The sequence below is a fragment of the Nocardia terrae genome (genome assembly GCF_009760405.1).
Classification (GTDB): domain Bacteria; phylum Actinomycetota; class Actinomycetes; order Mycobacteriales; family Mycobacteriaceae; genus Nocardia; species Nocardia terrae.
Map to the genome: position 1 here is coordinate 138799 of NZ_WRPP01000006.1, position 15967 is coordinate 154765.

At 68.7% G+C, this 15967-nt stretch carries 15 protein-coding genes and 1 tRNA gene; 7 read left to right on the plus strand and 9 right to left on the minus strand.

The window, feature by feature from the left end; all coding sequences use genetic code 11:
* Positions 1–9: 9 nt before the first annotated feature.
* The 4 genes from GPX89_RS28480 to GPX89_RS28495 all read right to left on the minus strand — a co-directional run bounded on the left by GPX89_RS28480 (position 10) and on the right by GPX89_RS28495 (position 5068).
* Positions 10–3303 (minus strand): hypothetical protein, encoded by a 3294-nt coding sequence (locus tag GPX89_RS28480; protein ID WP_157390784.1) that lies wholly within the window; start codon positions 3301–3303, stop codon positions 10–12.
* A gap of 15 nt (positions 3304–3318) precedes the next feature.
* On the minus strand, positions 3319–3723 hold the full coding sequence (locus tag GPX89_RS28485) for a hypothetical protein (RefSeq protein ID WP_157390785.1): 405 nt from the start codon (positions 3721–3723) through the stop codon (positions 3319–3321).
* Between the two features lie 89 nt (positions 3724–3812).
* Entirely contained in the window at positions 3813–4544 is a 732-nt protein-coding gene (locus tag GPX89_RS28490) for a hypothetical protein (RefSeq protein WP_157390786.1), read from the minus strand.
* Positions 4541–5068: a hypothetical protein gene (locus GPX89_RS28495; protein ID WP_157390787.1), complete on the minus strand. Its 528-nt coding sequence runs from the start codon at positions 5066–5068 to the stop codon at positions 4541–4543. Before GPX89_RS28495 ends, GPX89_RS28490 begins: the two co-directional genes overlap by 4 nt.
* Positions 5069–5159: 91 nt before the next feature.
* Here GPX89_RS28495 and GPX89_RS28500 point away from each other — a divergent pair, with 91 nt between their 5' ends.
* The 3 genes from GPX89_RS28500 to GPX89_RS28510 are packed head-to-tail and all read left to right on the plus strand — an operon-like array spanning position 5160 to position 7562.
* On the plus strand, positions 5160–5609 hold the full coding sequence (locus GPX89_RS28500) for a hypothetical protein (protein WP_157390788.1): 450 nt from the start codon (positions 5160–5162) through the stop codon (positions 5607–5609).
* 22 nt (positions 5610–5631) lie between these two features.
* Entirely contained in the window at positions 5632–6327 is a 696-nt protein-coding gene (locus tag GPX89_RS28505; protein WP_157390789.1) for a response regulator transcription factor, read from the plus strand.
* Positions 6324–7562: a HAMP domain-containing sensor histidine kinase gene (locus tag GPX89_RS28510; RefSeq protein WP_157390790.1), complete on the plus strand. Its 1239-nt coding sequence runs from the start codon at positions 6324–6326 to the stop codon at positions 7560–7562. Before GPX89_RS28505 ends, GPX89_RS28510 begins: the two co-directional genes overlap by 4 nt.
* A gap of 132 nt (positions 7563–7694) precedes the next feature.
* Here GPX89_RS28510 and GPX89_RS28515 read toward each other — a convergent pair whose 3' ends face one another.
* Together GPX89_RS28515 and GPX89_RS28520 are read right to left on the minus strand one after the other, a co-directional pair.
* On the minus strand, positions 7695–8234 hold the full coding sequence (locus GPX89_RS28515) for a hypothetical protein (RefSeq protein ID WP_157390791.1): 540 nt from the start codon (positions 8232–8234) through the stop codon (positions 7695–7697).
* A gap of 165 nt (positions 8235–8399) precedes the next feature.
* A complete protein-coding gene (locus tag GPX89_RS28520) occupies positions 8400–9413 on the minus strand; it encodes a hypothetical protein (protein ID WP_157390792.1) in 1014 nt (337 codons plus the stop codon).
* 355 nt (positions 9414–9768) lie between these two features.
* Here GPX89_RS28520 and GPX89_RS28525 point away from each other — a divergent pair, with 355 nt between their 5' ends.
* Positions 9769–10341, plus strand: coding sequence for a TetR/AcrR family transcriptional regulator (locus tag GPX89_RS28525; RefSeq protein ID WP_157390793.1), 573 nt, complete (start codon positions 9769–9771; stop codon positions 10339–10341).
* Positions 10342–10351: 10 nt separating this feature from the next.
* On the opposite strand, the gene GPX89_RS28530 is transcribed toward GPX89_RS28525, so the two are convergent.
* Both GPX89_RS28530 and GPX89_RS28535 read right to left on the minus strand, forming a co-directional pair.
* Positions 10352–11776, minus strand: a complete 1425-nt coding sequence (locus GPX89_RS28530) for a chloride channel protein (protein WP_198347638.1) — start codon at positions 11774–11776, stop codon at positions 10352–10354.
* Positions 11777–11817: 41 nt separating this feature from the next.
* Entirely contained in the window at positions 11818–12774 is a 957-nt protein-coding gene (locus GPX89_RS28535; protein WP_157390794.1) for an alpha/beta fold hydrolase, read from the minus strand.
* 190 nt (positions 12775–12964) lie between these two features.
* On the opposite strand from GPX89_RS28535, the gene GPX89_RS28540 reads away from it, so the two are divergent.
* The 3 genes from GPX89_RS28540 to GPX89_RS28550 all read left to right on the plus strand — a co-directional run bounded on the left by GPX89_RS28540 (position 12965) and on the right by GPX89_RS28550 (position 14286).
* The gene (locus tag GPX89_RS28540) at positions 12965–13240 is read left to right on the plus strand and encodes a hypothetical protein (RefSeq protein ID WP_157390795.1); all 276 of its coding nucleotides are present in this window, start codon (positions 12965–12967) and stop codon (positions 13238–13240) included.
* 136 nt (positions 13241–13376) lie between these two features.
* Positions 13377–14132 carry a PP2C family protein-serine/threonine phosphatase gene (locus GPX89_RS28545; protein ID WP_328602412.1) on the plus strand — a complete coding sequence of 252 codons (756 nt, stop codon included), beginning with the start codon at positions 13377–13379 and terminating at the stop codon, positions 14130–14132.
* 80 nt (positions 14133–14212) lie between these two features.
* Positions 14213–14286, plus strand: a tRNA-Met gene (locus GPX89_RS28550).
* Positions 14287–14750: 464 nt separating this feature from the next.
* Here the strand turns inward: GPX89_RS28550 and GPX89_RS28555 are convergent.
* Positions 14751–15917, minus strand: coding sequence for an MFS transporter (locus tag GPX89_RS28555; protein WP_157390796.1), 1167 nt, complete (start codon positions 15915–15917; stop codon positions 14751–14753).
* Positions 15918–15967: the final 50 nt, after the last annotated feature.

Consider the following 15967-nt stretch of genomic DNA (forward strand, 5'->3'; position numbering starts at 1 on the left):
TCTCGCCCGCTATTCCGGGGCCGTGTACACGGCGCTCGCGCCCCGGCGGACATCCACGTCCGGATGCGCGCGCAGGCTCGTCAGGAGATCGGGCCAGGGCGTGGGCCAGCCGAGCGCGGAACCACACCGGGCCGTCAGCGCCACGGCCACCAGGGCGCTGGACGCCGTGCGGCTCGCGGCCAGGGCCGTGGCGATCGGGGCCAGCAGCTCGGCCGGGCCGCCGCCGAGATCGTGGGGGAGCCGGGCGGAGAACTGCTCGGCGGGCAGACCGGTCAGCGCGCCGGAGGCCATGGCGGACAAGCCCTCCACGGCGGCGACGGTCGGCTCGGCCTCGGTCCAGCGCACGGCCGCGATGGCGAGTTCGATGAGCTGCCCGTGCCAGAGCGGGTCAGCGACCAGCCGCTCGATGACCGGAGCGGCGACCGGGCGGGCGGCGTCATTGTTGCGCACGGTGGTGCTCAGCCATTTCAGCAACATGGACAGCCGTTGCCGGGCGGGCAGATCGCGACCGGGCAGCACCGTGTCCGGGAGGCGGTCGATGACGGTCAGCAGGATGCCCGGGTCGCCCTGCGCGGCCACCCGGGCGAGGATGGCCCGCATCGCGGCCGTCCACAGGCCGAGCTCGGACAGATCGGTGAAGCGATCGACGAGGACCGTGCTCGTGTCCGCCGGGGACCACCGGTGCCAGCGGGTCAGCGCGTTCAATGCCGCGACCGCCACCCGATGGTCGGGTCCGGCCGCCAGATCGCGCAGGAAGGCCGCGAAGCGTTCGCGCTGCGGCACCGGCAGTTGTCGCGGCGGCAGGTCCATGATCGCCCCGGCCACTTCGGGATCGGTGGCGGCCTCGGCGATGAGCTGCCACGCCTCCTCGCGATCGAGCAGTCGGTGGGCGGCGAAGACGGCCGCGCGGCGGATATCGCGGTGCGCGTCCGGCCGATCCCAGCGGGCGCGGACGATCGCCATGGCGTCGGGGGCGTGCAGGACGGCGAGCAGTCGCACGCCCTCCTTGACGGCGGTGATCTTCGGCGAATCCAGCAGTGGCGCAAGGGTGCTGCTCAGCCGGTCCGGCGGTATCGCGTAGGCGCAGGCGGTGATGCTGCTCACCGCGACTCGCGCCTTGTCGTCCCCGGTGTGTGCGGCCAGCACCGCGATGGCGCGCTCGGGTTCTTCGCTGCGGCCGAGGGCGGTGAGGGCAGCCTCGGCGACGGTGAGATCGTTTGTCCTTATATAAGGGAGAAGACGATCGAAGGTCCCGGGCAGCAAACCCAGTCGGCGGACCGCGCCGGCGCGTTCCGCGACCGAGGCTTTCGGCGACCGTGCGTAGGTGTCCAGCAGTGCTGCGTACCGGTCCACCTGGCGTGGTGTCCAGCGGTCGAATCCGGTGTCGAAGCTGGGCACGAATCGGATCTTCTTGGACAGGAAGCGTCCCGAGGTCGCCCCGGCCAGGACCGTGTCGAGCAGGTCCGTGCGCCGACCGGCGATGACGGCCTGCACCTCCGGCAGCGCGATGAGCGAGCGATCGCGGCGCAGCAGGTCGTCGAGGTGGGCGTCTCGGGTGGCCGGTGCCGCCAGCGCCAGCCGCACCGCCCGGCGCACGGTCGAATCATCGTGCGCCGTACAGGCATTCAGCACCAGGTCCTGGAGCTCGGTGAGGGCGTAGGCGCGTCGCCACAGCCCGTCGGCCAATTCCAGGGTCAGCGCCCAGCGGTCGCGGGCGGCGTCGTCGAGCAGGCGCGGGCGGAGTGCGGCGAAGAGCCGGTGCTCCATGCCGCGTGGCAGATTGTGGTGCAGCCCGGTCAGATTCAGGGGAGCGGATTGCTCGGCCAGCCGGGTGGTGAGTCGCAAGGCGGTGTCGGTGAAGGCGCTGTCGCCGGTCTGCGCGCCGCGCAGCAGCAGGGTGCGGGTGAGGGTCCCGATGGTCGCGACGCTCTGATAGGAGCGGTCGCGAGCCTGCAGCGCGTCACCGGCCAGTTGTTCGAGCGCGGGCAGGTGGCCGGTTTCGAGGAGGGCGGGCGGAATTGTCGTCACAGCGTGTAATGCGCTGCGGCGCACCGGATCCTGCTCATTGCGCAGCCGCTTCAGCAACTCCAGGAGCTCGCCGATGACCTCCGGATCGTGGCTGCCGACGGCCGCGGTCACCAGCCCGGGGTAGGCGCGTGCCCGGTCCTCGGCCTCGGGTCGCCGAATGGCTTCGGCCAGTGCGGGTTTCGCCTCGGGCCAAGGCAGGCGGGCGGTGAGCAGCTCGGCGATCTCCGGGATGTCCGCACCGCCCGGTCGGGCGAGCAGTTCCCGTGCGATGGCGGCATGTTCGCGCCCGGGCAGAGCGTCGAGCGCGACCAGGTCGGTGGCTGCGGGCCCGAGGCCGGGGCGCGTCAGCAGGGGACCGGCGATCGCGGTCCGCCGTGCGGGCGACAGCAGGCGCAGGAAGCGGCGTCGTTCGTGCGGTGCGCACGCCTCGTAGAGCCGTTCGAGCCGATCGTCGGGCAGCGTGCGCAGGGCCCGCCAGACCGCGGGACCCGCCAGTTCGCGGCCGCGCCCGCTCGGATGCAGGATCAGCTCGCACACCGCGTCGGGATCGTGCCGGGCCAGCAGGCCCGCAACGGGTTTCAGCGCGGACACCGGAATCAGGGTGACCGCCTGCGCGGCGAGCGTCAGCAGCCGCGCCGGGTCGTATCCGGCGGCCGCGTGCACATCGGCGGTGAGCCACTGCCAGAGCTCGCGCCATTCGTCCTTCCCCGCGTCCGCCGCCCGCTCGCTCACGTAGTCGACCAGCACACCGATATGCCGATGCCCCAGCGCCGACCGGTGCGTCGCCGCATAGGCCAGCTCCGGGAGCAGCTCCGTCACCACCTTCGCCGAGCAGAACGCCAGGATCCGCGCGGCCTCGCCGTCCCCGTAGAGCGCCCGCACCCGCGGCGCCATCGCGTCGGCGAGCACCTCCCGATTCCCGTGTGCGAGAGCCCGATACACGCGCTGCCGCCCCCGCCGGGACAGGCTCGGCAGCCGATCCAGCACATCCTCGGGTTCGGCGCCCACTCGGATCAACGCGGCGAGCGCCCGCCCCGCATCGTCGGGATCCGTCGAATCCGACTGTGCCCGCAGATAATTCCGCTCCCCACCGACCACCGCCATGAACACCGCGGTCCGCCGCCCGTACCGCCCACTCCCGGACAGTTCGCTCAGCACCCGCGCCAACCCCGGTGTCCCCGCCAGCCGCAACGCCTCCCGCGCTACCGCCGCCCGCCGCGCCGGCACCGACAGCGACGCGACCCCCTCCAACAACTCGATCCCCGAATCGGCCATATCGGCCACCGTACGTCAGGACAGCAGTCGGAGGACGTCCACCGGGCTCCCTCGAAGCGTGCATTCCTGGTAAGGCGTCGGGTCCGTGGCGATTTCGCCGCAGTCCCAGGTGCCGGCGGTGCGGGTCGTCACCGGAACCTGATATCCCCGATGGTTCCAGTCGGGGTACTGATGGGAGTAGGCCCATGCTGCTTCCATTGCCCGGCCGCAAACTCCGGGGTCGTCGTTCATCCCGTATGCCTTCACTGCCAGACCGCTCGGTCCGGCGCCGCAGGAAAACCATTCCGGCGCGGACACATTGCCGCCGGGAGCCGGGAAGATCCCGGGGCGAGAGTTCTGCAGTGGATAACATGCGGTGAGGCCGGCGACCAAGGCCGCACCGGTGATGGCGAACGCGATTCGCGAAGTGGGTGATCTCATTCCAGCAATGCTCGTCGCACGCGGGTTAGCGGACTGGACCGCGAACGGTTAAGGAATGGATAGGAACCGGGAGACCGGGTCGGCCCCGCCTAGCGCGTCGATCGGACCGTGGTCTCCGGGATGCCCTCGCGTGCGTGTTCTTGCCGTCGCGCCCAGTAACCGATGGCCGCGAAGGCGGTATAGGCGAACGCCGACAGGATCGTGGGCAGGCTCGCGGGGATCAGGTCGTGGAAGTAGCCGTGGTGCACGGTGTTCGCGTCGTTCGGGTTGAACTGGGCCCAGAGCCGGTGGGCGGCGGCGAGCAGACTGATGAGGGCGCTCGCGAAAAGCAGTGAGAGCGCGGTTCTTTCGAAGCCGGTCAGGGTGCGCAGCCGCAGCGCGGGGATGGTGACGGCGAAGACGGCGGTATTGGTGGCCATGGCGATCGCCGCGACGGTGATCGCGAGCAGCGAGCCCCACCCGTGCCAGGTGTGCAGGCTGCGCAGCAGGGCGTAGGCGATGCCGACCACGACGCCGATGCCGAGGGAGACGTACGCGGGCCGGGTGAGCTTGTGCTGCCCCATCGCCCGGGTGAGGTGGGCGGTGATGCCGATGCAGGCGGTGACCACGAGCGCGTAGCGGAGCAGATCGGCCTCGCTGGGCGGAACCCGCAGCGGCGCCGGGTATTCGTCACCGATCCAGTCGGCGCTGTAGAGGGCGAGTGCGGCGATCGCGATGGTGAGCGCGCGGGTGCGCGGGTCCCGCCACTGGGTGGCGCGCAGCGCGGCCACCACGGCGGCAAACCCTGCCGCACAGGCGAACAGGACATCTTGGGCGTTCATCCGATCAGACCCTTCACGACTTGTTCCGTACGGCTCGGTCGAGGTTCGGGCTCGGCGCCGGTCAGCAATCTCCTCGTCACTTCATCGGCCAACTGGCTGTTGCTCGCGGTGCGCAGAATCTCGGGAATCGAGGAGCGGGCCGTGACGATCGGCAGATGCACCTGCTCGGGCCTGACCAGCCCGGCCTGCACCAAACCTTCGACAGGACTCACCCCATAGGCGTCACAGAACTCCAGGATAGTGCCCGCCACAGGCGAATCGGTCTTGGTCAGGTGCCGTCGGACCCGATTGTGATCGGTGCCCATCCGCTGCGCGATCGCACGGTCACCGGCACCGCCGGTTACGGTGTCCACCCATTTGCCAAAATCGCTCTCCACGTCTCCAGTATGGGACAGATCTGATACAGCCACAATCCGCAATCTAGCAGGCAATTTGTGAGTTTGCGTGATCAGGCTCTCATCAATTTTGAACCAGGTGGCTTGACGGTGGTTCAGATTTGATGCCAGTCTGGATTTGGTCAGCAACCGGATAGCTAATGGATGGCGCCGGGAATGCTGAGTGAGCGCGGTGCGTCAGGGCCCGGCTCGAATCCGACAAGAAATCTGAGGAGGTTTCATGAACAAGCGTGTGAAAGTCATCGCCGCCTCGGTGGCGGCAGTCGGCGCGATCGGCGCGGGCGCGGCGGCAGGTAGCCATTTCACCCACCGGAACATCGCCGATTCCAGCACAACCACCACGGTGACCGAACGTCCCGCGCAGCCGGCCGGCCAGGGCAACCCGACGCAGGTCCCGGCCGACACCGCCCGACCGGGCAAGCCCGCCCCGGTCACTCGGCAACCTCAGATCCAGCCGACCCGCCCGCCGGTGACCACGCAGCCCGGTCGTCCCGGCAATCCCCAGAACCCGAGCGTCGAGATCCCGCAGGGCGGCGGCATGACCGGTGGACAGCCCGATGGCGGTGGCATGACCGGCGGCCAGCCGGGCGGCGAGTGGCAGCCGGAGAGCGGTGGCGGCGGCATGACCGGTGGTCAGCCGGACGGTGGCGGCATGACCGGTGGTCAGTAGGGCGTGCGAGAGGCGCGGTGACATGTCGAATGACGTGGTGCTGGTCGTCGACGACGACGCCCGGGTATTGGCTTCGGTGGCACGGGGATTGCGGCTGTCGGGGTTCACTGTCGCGACCGCCACGGATGGGGCGTCCGCACTGCAGTCGATGGCCACCTGTCCGCCTGCCGCGGTGGTACTCGACCTGAACATGCCCGGTCTGGACGGGGTTCAGGTGGTGACGGCGCTGCGGTCGCTGGGCAACGAGGTGCCGATCTGTGTGCTGAGTGCCCGATCGGAGGTCGGCGACCGCATCTCGGCGCTGACCGCGGGCGCGGACGACTATCTGACCAAGCCGTTCCACCTGGGCGAGTTGGTGGCCCGGTTGCAGGCGCTGCTGCGCCGCAGCGGCGTGAGCGCGACTGTCGATCCTTGCGCCGAGGTCGCGGTGGGTGAGCTCACCGTCCAGATCGGTGCACGCCGCGCTTACGCCAACGGCGTATTACTCGACCTGACCAAGCGGGAGTTCGATCTCCTGGCCGCGCTGGCAGCGGTGCCCGGCCAGGTCTTCAAGCGCACCGAATTGCTCAGCGACGTCTGGGGATACACCTTCGAGACGCAGACCAAGGTCGTCGACGTGTTCGTGTCCTACCTGCGCGGCAAGATCGAGGCGACCGGGTGTCCCCGTGTGCTGCACACCGTGCGCGGGGTCGGCTATGTGCTACGGACCGAGCCGTGAAGCGGACCATCTCGCTGCAGACCCGCGTCGCGATCGCCTGCGCGTCGGTCGCGGTGCTGGTGATCTGTGCCATGGCAGCGGTATTCGTGCTGGTGGCCAAGACCGACACCGGCCGCCAGCTCGACGACATCGCCCGGTCGCTGTCCGTCACGACGGACGATTCGGTCCCGGAGCCGACGCCGTCCAGCCCGCCGCGTCTGGTGGTACTCGAGGATGCTTCCGGGTACGTGTGGGAGTTGCCGGCTTCCGGCAAAGAAGTCGCGGTCACTACGGCCGTGCCCAAATCGCTGGTGGCACAGGTGGTATCGCAGAAGACCCACCGTATTCTCGGGGCGGCCGTCGTCGCGGTCCTGGTGGCGACCGTCCTGGGCTGGTGGGTGGCGCGCCGGGCGGTACTGCCGCTGCGCGAGTTGACGACCGCCACCCGTGACGTGGGTTCGAAACTGCAACTGGAGGTTTCGCCACGCGGCGGTACCACCGAGACCGCGGAACTGGCCGCCGCCATGAACGAGATGCTGGATCGCATCGCCGAGGAACGCCGCACCACCGCCGACACGCTCTCCGCCGCACGCGACTTCGCCGCGACCTCCGCCCACGAGCTGCGCACACCGCTGACCTCCATGCGCACCGACCTGGAAGTCCTGTGCTCACTGCCGCTTCCGGAGCGGGACCGGACCGAGATCCTCCACGACGTGCTCAACACCCAGCGCGTCGTGGAATCGACCCTGTCCGCCCTGGAATGCCTGGCGCGGGGCGAGATGATCACCGAATCCGACTGGGAGGAAATCGATCTCGACGAGCTCATCGACCAGGTCGCCGAGGCGGCCCATCGCTCGCATCCGGGAACGAAGGTCGCGTCCCTGCGGGCCGAGCCGTTGTACATCCGTGGCCTGAGCGCCGGGATCCGGCTGATTCTCGACAACGCCATCACCAACGCGGTCCGGCACGGCGGGGCGACACGCATCGAAATCGACGCTCGCCCAACGGGAGACGGTCTGATCACCGTATCCGCGGACGACAACGGCACCGGCGTGCCACCGCTCGACCGCGAGCGCGTGTTCCACCGCTTCGTCCGCGGAACGACCGAAACACCCGGGAGCGGACTGGGATTGGCCCTGATCGAACAGCAGGCCAGGCTGCACGGCGGAAGTGTCCGGCTCACCGACAGCCCGCTGGGCGGCGCCCGGCTCGAGGTCACCCTCGCCGTTCGGTCTGCCCCGAGCCCGAGGACCTGATCAATGCTCCCGGCGGACTGCCGGGGCGCTTTGGCGGCGCGCGTGAGCACGGCGACCACGCAGACGGAAGTCGGGCATGGTGTTGATCCTCACTGACGAATGGCTCGAATTGATTGGGCCACTACAGTTTCCTCACCCTTCGGGCTGGCCGCCGCCCATGCCGCCGGTGTCGGGCTGGCCGCCGCCCGTGCCGTCCGTAGTGGGCTGGCCGCCTCCCATGCCGCCGCTTTCGGTCGGCTGACCGCCGCCCATGCCGCCGCCGGTGTCGGGTTGGCCGCCGCCCATGCCGCCGCCCGTGTCGGGCTGTCCGCCACCCGGGGACTGGACGGGTACGCAGACCCACTTCGCGCCGGTCCACTGCCATTGCCCGAGTCCCGCACCGTCATAGGGACATGGATCGCCCGCCTTGGGTGTGGTGTCGGCGGGCTTCGACGTGGCGGGCGGCTGTGCGGGACCGGTGGTCCGAGCCGGCGGTGGCGCGGGGTTCGATGTCTGGTTGGGTGGCGCTGACGTGGTGGAGGTTGTGGTCGAAACGGTGGCGCTCGTGGTCGACGAGGTGGTCGGGTTCTTGTCCGAGCCGCTGTCGGAGTGACCGCAGGCGGTGATCGCGACCGTTGTGGCGGCGAACGCGGTGGCCAGGTAGGCCCATCGAAGACTTCGCTGTGGGGACATTCTCAACGCCCCGCGGCCGCTGCCCAGATGGCGCTCAATCCGCCGTCCCAGATGGCGTCGAGGCCGTGCACGACCGTGTAGAAGGCCGGGGTGTAGGCGAAGGCGTTCAGTACGGAATTCATTCCCTCGCAGAAGGCTTGGTTCATTGTCTCGACTGCCTTTCGCTCAGTTCCAGTAGGTGGGTGGTCGATTCGGGAAGCCGTACAACGGAAGTCCGGTGTTGAAGCCGGTGCCGACGTCGCGGGCGTGCTGGATGGTGGCCCGCGAACCCGGAACGCTGCTGTGGCCCTGCGACATCGTGGTGGTGGACAGCTGGATGTTGAGCGGGAACAGGTGCGGCTGATCCACGTGGAAGGAGATCGACAGGTCATCGCACGACGCCGAGACGGTGCGCGGATAGTCGAACGGACCGATCTGCTCGGCCGGTGACGACATCGAATCCCAGTCCGTCTGTTCATAACTCCGTGGTTCGCACATGGTCAGCGCCCCATCGGCCGCGGTGTGCGCGAGCACCCCGCGTGTCTTGCCGTCCGCCTCGGGAAACACGAACAGCTGATCCGCCGACCCATCCGGATTCCCGGACTGGGCGTAGTCGTAGCCGACATGGCCCGGGCCGAGCAGGAATCCGCCGGCCATCCGTTCCTGTTCGCCCACCCAGTGATTCACCTCGGTGAACTCCGAATGCCCCGGGAACTTGACCCGGCCGTTGATATCGGCGGTGGCGATGGAGGACGCCCAGAACACTTTGGTGCCGTCCCAGTCCACCGGATCCATCGCGGCGCCCGGGTGGGTGTTGGTGTACCAGAGGTCGGCGACGGTATCCATATTGTCGTAGGTCAGGTGCCAGGCTTGTTTCTCGTCGTCCCACACGAAGTGCAGGATGGCGCTGTCGATGGTCGGCGCGGTGGTGACGTGCACCGGGCTCGCGGGGTATTCCACCAGGTTGCGGTAATCGCCTTGTGGATCGTTGAGATTGAGGTTGTTCATGTAACCCCATTTGACCCCGGCCATGCCGTGGTTCAGATAGGTGAACTGGAAAAGTCCGAGCCCGTGCGGATCCTGGGCATGGAACCATCCGAAATCCAGAATGTAGTCCCCGGCCGTCATATCCTGGGCCGTGGCGGGCCGTAGGGGAGTCGGCACATCGTCGATCGCTCCCGCTGTCCCGGCGGATCCCATGCTCGAGCCTGCAGAGCACACGGCTACGGCGATGACCACGGCCAACCTGCTGGAAATCCTCCCGCGCATATGAATTCCCTTGCCTCCTCGGTCGAATGCGGAATACCGTAGCCGCTGGTCCTCGATTCGCGACTCTCCTGCGATCGTGTCGCCGTACCGGGAGAACATTCGACTTCGAGATCGAATGACCCCGAATTTCCTGGAGAAAGATCCTGATTTTTCGAATCGAGGCCAATTTCTTTTCGAAACAATGCGATTCACCGAGAGAGCGTTCGAAGTGAGTGGCCGTCATCCGGGCCGTCCCGAGTCGACCCGGCAGTGATGGGACAACCATCCCGTCATTTACGATGGGTGCATGGCGCGTTGGGAACCCGGGGCACGGGAGCGGCTGGTTCTGGCCGCGGTCGATCTGTTCACCGAGCAGGGGTACGACGCCACGACTGTCGCGCAGATCGCCGAGCGCGCCGGGGTCACCAAGAGCACCTTCTTTCGCCATTTCCCGGACAAACGAGATCTGCTGGTTGCCGGACAGGAGACGTTGAGCCGGCTGTTGTCCGAGGGGATCGCCGAAGCGCCGGAGGCCGTGACTCCGCTGGAGGCCGTCGCGGGCGGGCTCGAACGCGCGTCGAGTGCGATGGGGCCGATGAACCACGAAATCGCGCCTCGGGTGACGGCCGCGATCGCCGCCAATGTCGAACTTCAGGAACGCGATGCGCTCAAACAGGTGGGTCTCGCCGCAGCCATGAACGACGCGTTGATCGCTCGCGGCGTGCCCGACCACATCGCCCACGTCGCAAGCGAACTCGGTGTCCTCGCCTTCAAACGAGGCTTCGCCCAATGGCTCGAGGGCGATCGGGAGGCCGCGTTGGCGCCCTATACCCTGGCAGCGCTGGAGGAACTGCGGTCGGCGACCCGAACCCTCAGTTGAGCAACGGTTTTCAGGAAGCCAGGCCGTGGCTTTCGATCCGGCCGGGCGGGTGGGCGGGCAGCCGCGCGGAATAGATGGAGTAGCCGTCGAGGTGGCGCACCACCAGCGTGGCGGTGGCGGTGGCGGCGATCATGGCGGGCAGGATGGCGAAGCCGCCGTGGGTGAGTTCGAGGACCAGGGCCAGGCCGGTGAGCGGGGCCTGCATCGACGCGCCGATGGCGGCGCAGGCCGCGACCATGGCGAACGCGCCGACCGGGGAGCCGGGCCACATCCGCGTCCACAGGATTCCGGTGCCCGCGCCGAAAGCCGCCCCCGTGCTGAGGATCGGCGTGAACAATCCGCCGGGCGCGCCACTGCCCAGGCAGACGGCCGTGACGATCGGTTTGAGAATGGCCAGCGTCAGCAGCAATCCGGCACCGCCGAGACCCAGGAAGGCGGCCGCCGCGATGCCGTGGCCGTTGCCGAACAGTTGCGGGTAGGCGATGCCGACCAGCCCGAGCGCGCCGAAGGCGAGGATGGGCGCGATCAGGACACCGATCCCGCTGACACGGTAGTGCGAGAGCCAGCCGATGACCCGGATATAGCCGGTGGCTGCCAGCCCGAGGAACGGTCCGATCAGCAGCGCCCAGGTCAGCAGCGACGGACTCCAGTCGTAAGGGGCGATGTCCAGGTAGGTGGCGCGGTTGGGGAGATACAGCCACGCCGTCATGGTCGCGATCCCCGAGCAGGCGAGCGCGGGCAGCAGGATGGCGATAGAGGTTGTCCCGTACAAGATTTCGGCGGTGAAGAAGGCTCCCCCCAAGGGCACGTTGTACACGCAGGCCAGACCGGCCCCGCCGCCGCAGGCGATGAGGAGCCGCCGCTGGGCCGCGCTCAGCGCGAACCCGCGGCTCAGCACACTGCCCCACGCGCCGCCCATCAGTTTGGGCGCGGCTTCGCGGCCCAGCGACGCGCCCAGTCCGATGATGACCTCGGAGATGACCGCGGTGCCCAGGCAGCGCCGGAAGGACAGGTCACCGGATTCGGTCCAGACGATGTCGTCGAGGTCGGTCTTCTCGCCGGGGGTCCAGCGCCGCAGCAGATAGATCGAAACCCCGCCCACCACACCGGCGATGAGCAGCGAAACCACCCGCCGCACCGACGACGCCTGCGCCACGTTCGACAGATAGGCGCCGCCGCCGGGGAAGGCGACGGCCTCGACCCGGAACAGCAGGGCCATCAGCGCGATCCCGCCGAGTCCGGCGGCCACGCCGGTCAGTACGAGAGCGACCCAGAACATCGGGGTGAGCGCGGCCGCGCCGTCGTGGCGCGCATTGGGTTGTTCCATCGCGCCGCGCTGGGACGGCATGCGCCGACTGAGCACGGGCTGGGGGCTGCGCAGCCGTTCGCTGCGTTCGGGCCGTCGTGGTCTGGATTCGGGATTCCGCCGCGGCACGTCCTCAGAATAGGACGCGCGCGGCGGATTGCCCGGCAGGGTCAGCCGACCTTGTCGAGGAACGCGAGGACGGCCTCGTTGATCTCGTCCGGGCGTTCCTGCTGGATCCAATGGCCGCAGCCGGGGATGACCATGGGCTCGTGCAGGTTCGGAACCAGCGTGCGCATGGCCGACAGGTCGTTGAAGCGAACAGCGGTGTCGTACGCGCCTCCGGCGAAGAGGGTCGGTTGCGGGAGGACGCCGGTGCCGAGGGTGGGCAGCCGATGCCAGTCACGGTCCGCGTTGCGGTAGCGGTTCAGTCCGCCGCGGAATCCGGTGCGCTGGTATTCGGAGACGTAATAGGAGAGGTCCGCGTCGCTGAGCCAGGGGAGCGGGCCGGGCGGTTCGGGGATCTCGTCGAGCAGTACCGCGTCCGCCGGGAGGGTGGTCAGCAGACGTACCCCGAGCTCGCCCGCGTCGCCGGACAGGCCGTACAGCATCAGCCGCAGGGTGCGGGCGACGTCGGCGGACAGGTCGGAATCGGCCACCGGCTCTTGGAAATACAGCATCCAGTTGAGTCGGTCGCGGGCCCAGGCGCGCAGTTGCTCGGTGGGCGGCGCCGGAGTGCGCGCCTGGTGCGGCACGCTCAGCGCGACGATCGCCGGGAACCGCGCCGGATGCGATTCGGCTGCCGCCCAGGCGGTTCGCATGCCCCAGTCGTGGCCGACCAGCACCGCGGTCGACTCGCCCAGCACGTCCAGCAGTCCCAGGACGTCGTCCACATACGCGGCCATCCCGTAGTCGGCGGCATCGGGCGGCGCGGCGGTGCGGCCGTGACCGCGCAGGTCCGGCGCGACCGCGTGATACCCGGCCGCCGCGAGCGCGGGCAGCTGATGCCGCCAGGAGTACCAGAGTTCCGGGAATCCGTGCAGCAGGATCACCAGCGGTCCACTGCCGGACTCGGCTAGATGGGTCGGTAGGCCGTTGACGATGACGGTCCGATGTTCGATCGCGTTCATGCGATCCAGTTCACGTCGCGGCGCGGTGCGGGCACATCCGCCGGTGGGCGGCATCGGGCCTACGCGTCGCGGCGTAGGCGGTGACCCTCGACATAGCCCGGATCCGCGTTCGAGGTCTAGCCTCACTGGATTGCTGATCATTAGCTGCGATCGGTTCCATGGAGCGCCGCGCGAGATGAACGGAGCAGAAATGAAGCGATTGATCCTGGCCGTAGCGTCGGCCACCGCCCTCGGTGGCGCGGCCGCGGCCATGGCGGCCCCCGCGAGTGCCGCGATTCCGCCGGGTGTTTCGTGCGCCGGCCCGGCCTGCTTCAACTCGACCGATGAACCCCAGACCGTCTTCGGCACCGAAATCTGTCAGAGCGGGCCGCAATACGCGGTATCGGTGGTCGTCCCGCCCAATGGCTCGGCCGTGCTCCCGGGCTACGCCTGCCCCAACGGCCAGCCCGCGGGCCTCGTGTATTGACCCGTCGTGACCCAACCGCAGCCGACTCCACAGCAATCGCACAGGCAATTCGGGAGTGCTGTTCGGGTTTCGGTCGTTGAATCGGTAGTGCTGGCAGACAGCACCCCCGTGAGGCCGAGTCCCAGGAGGTCGGACCGTGCACACCGAAGCCATCGAGATCGAAACCGCCGAGCCGGACCGTGAAGTACGGCTCGGCCGGGTGTCGGGTTCGGCGGTGAGCAAGCCCGGTCGCCGCGAGATCAATGCCGACGCGGTCGCCACCTTCACCGACGATCGCACGGGCCGAAGCGCTTTCGTCGTCGCCGACGGCGTCGGCGACCATCTCGCCGCCGCGCGCGCCGCCCGGCTGGTGGCCCGGACCGCCGCGCGAGTGGCCGCCCGGTCCGGCGCGCACGCGGGAATCGTTGCCGCCCAAGAGGAATTGCTCCGAGAACTACCCGAAAAAGGCGCCGACGCCGTCCTGGTCGTCGCGGTCCTGCCCGCCGCCGGCCACCTCGACGCCCCCACCGACATCGCCTGGGTCGGCGACTGCCGCGCCTACCGCTTCAACGGCCGAGTCCTGCACCGGGTCACCACCGATCACACTGTCGCCGAATACTTCCGGTCCCGCGGCCACGACCCCCTCCCCGGCATGGCCCACCTCGTCACCACCTCGGCCCGCACCGCCCGCCCCGAAGACATCGGCCACACCACCACCGGCTCCAGCACCGGCCGCCTCCTGCTGTGCACCGACGGCGTAGGCAAACGCCTCTCCATGCCCGCCATCAAATCGATTCTGTCCGACGGCATCTCCCCGAAGTCCACCGCCGAAACCCTCGTCTCCGCCGCCCTGGCAACCGGCGGCACCGACAACACCACCGCCCTCGTCGTCGACGCCCGCCCCCTCCCCTAACCGCCCCACCCCCCGAAAAACGGCTCTGACCAGCCGATTAGGTCCCCTTCCCATTCCATGTGTAATGTTGTCCTCACCGACGCGGGGTGGAGCAGCTCGGTAGCTCGCTGGGCTCATAACCCAGAGGTCGCAGGTTCAAATCCTGTCCCCGCTACTAGGGGAAACGGCCCGGAACCAGTAGGTTCCGGGCCGTTTTCGCGTTCATTGGGCATCACGTTCGGCATCGTTAGTCAATCTCAGTTTCATGGGTGCGGTGCCGTCGCAGGGGTTTCGCGGCGTCCCAGCATGGAGCTGACGACGAGGCGTTCGAATCGTTCCCGGACCGAATCCGGGTGCATCGGACGGCCGTCTGCGTATGTGAAGACCAGTCGGTGTCGCGGAGGTCGTCGCCGTAGGGCGCGTTCGGGTCCTGGGCTCGCCCGGCGGTGAACGCATGCTGTCCCAGATGAATCCGGCGGCGAGCCGTCGGCCGCGTTGGAGCCGGGAGGGATCGGGCTCGAGTGCGCCCGCCATAGCGGCTGCCAAATCGGGGGCTCCTGCGGCGAGAGCTTCCGCCGAGAATGGCGGGTTCGATGCCGAGTTCGGCTGCGCGAGTGTTGAATTGGGTGCGGTAAAGCGTCACCGGGTTCGGGACAACGCTCGCCAGGTCGAGAGTGCCGCGCTCGCCAAGAGGCCCCCGGTGAAAATGAAGACCGCGTCGGTTCCCGCGCTCCCGGCGACTGCGCCCGCGGTCAGCGGTATCACGACTTGACCGAGGCGGTTTCCGGTGAGGCGCAACGAAAGTGCGGAGGCCCGGTTGGCGGGGGAGACGAGTCCGGCGACCCAGGTCATGGTGAGCGGTTGGGCCAGGCCCCAGAAGAATCCGGCACCGGCCATGAAGGCGGTGACGACGATCGGGTTGGGGATGGCGGGGATCAGTGCGATCGGCAGTGCCGAACAGAGTGTGCCCGAGATCAGTAGCCACTTGCGTGAGGCAAGGCGCAGCATGTCGGTGAGGAAGAACCGCGAGACGACCGAGGCGGCGGCCCGCGCGGTGAGGATGACGGTCACGGTGAGCACGGAGTATCCGAAGCGTTGCCCGAAGATGGGCAGGTACGCGGCGGTCAGGTCCATCGAGGTGAGCACAATGAGACTGCTGAAGACGGCCGGCCGCATGCCGGTCGTGGACAGCATCTCGATCATCGATTGGTTCGGGCCGTTCGCGGCGTGTTCGCTGCTGCGTCGCGATATCCGCAGGGCGGGATGCAGACTCACGGCCGTGGCGATGCCCGCCAGCACCGCCATGACCCATAGGGTCTCGGTCAGCGCGGCCGACCCGCTGTGCGGTCGGGAGGAGAACAGGGCGATGATCGGTACCCCGGCCGACTGGCCGAGGGAGATCCATACGGTCAACCCGCCGAATCTGCGGTCGTAGTCGCCGGGATCGGACATGAGCGGGACATAGCCCTGGGCGGCGACGACGGTGAGCAGGTGGCCCAGGCCGAGCAGGATCGTCCCGGCCGCCAGCTGGCGGAGTCCGGTGCTGAAAATTACGCAGACGACCGCTGAAACGGCTGTCGCGCAACCGATTCGGAAGACCGCGGCGGCGTGGCTACGGTCCACGGCCCGGCCGGCCGGCAGGGCGGCCAGCAGCGGCACCAGGGAGTAGAGAGCAGTGAGCACGCCGATCGTCGTGCCGTCGCCGCCGAATTCCAGCGCACGATAGGAGATGATCACCCGGACGGCGGTGAAGACCGCCTGCGACAGCCCTGTCGCGGTGCAGAGCAGCGCGAACCAAGACGGCATGGATCGAGCCGACCGCATCACCGGATGGATTCGGCCGAGGGTCGTGCGGG

Bases quoted from the DNA above. Each gene is read 5' to 3' on its own strand.
- GPX89_RS28525 (WP_157390793.1), top strand. From the start codon at position 9,769: ATGGCGCGTTGGGAACCCGGGGCACGGGAGCGGCTGGTTCTGGCCGCG.
- GPX89_RS28485 (WP_157390785.1), bottom strand. From the start codon at position 3,723: ATGAGATCACCCACTTCGCGAATCGCGTTCGCCATCACCGGTGCGGCC.
- GPX89_RS28500 (WP_157390788.1), top strand. From the start codon at position 5,160: ATGAACAAGCGTGTGAAAGTCATCGCCGCCTCGGTGGCGGCAGTCGGC.
- GPX89_RS28515 (WP_157390791.1), bottom strand. From the start codon at position 8,234: ATGTCCCCACAGCGAAGTCTTCGATGGGCCTACCTGGCCACCGCGTTC.
- GPX89_RS28505 (WP_157390789.1), top strand. From the start codon at position 5,632: ATGTCGAATGACGTGGTGCTGGTCGTCGACGACGACGCCCGGGTATTG.
- GPX89_RS28480 (WP_157390784.1), bottom strand. From the start codon at position 3,303: ATGGCCGATTCGGGGATCGAGTTGTTGGAGGGGGTCGCGTCGCTGTCG.
- GPX89_RS28490 (WP_157390786.1), bottom strand. From the start codon at position 4,544: ATGAACGCCCAAGATGTCCTGTTCGCCTGTGCGGCAGGGTTTGCCGCC.
- GPX89_RS28520 (WP_157390792.1), bottom strand. From the start codon at position 9,413: ATGGGATCCGCCGGGACAGCGGGAGCGATCGACGATGTGCCGACTCCC.
- GPX89_RS28540 (WP_157390795.1), top strand. From the start codon at position 12,965: ATGAAGCGATTGATCCTGGCCGTAGCGTCGGCCACCGCCCTCGGTGGC.
- GPX89_RS28535 (WP_157390794.1), bottom strand. From the start codon at position 12,774: ATGAACGCGATCGAACATCGGACCGTCATCGTCAACGGCCTACCGACC.
- GPX89_RS28555 (WP_157390796.1), bottom strand. From the start codon at position 15,917: ATGCCGTCTTGGTTCGCGCTGCTCTGCACCGCGACAGGGCTGTCGCAG.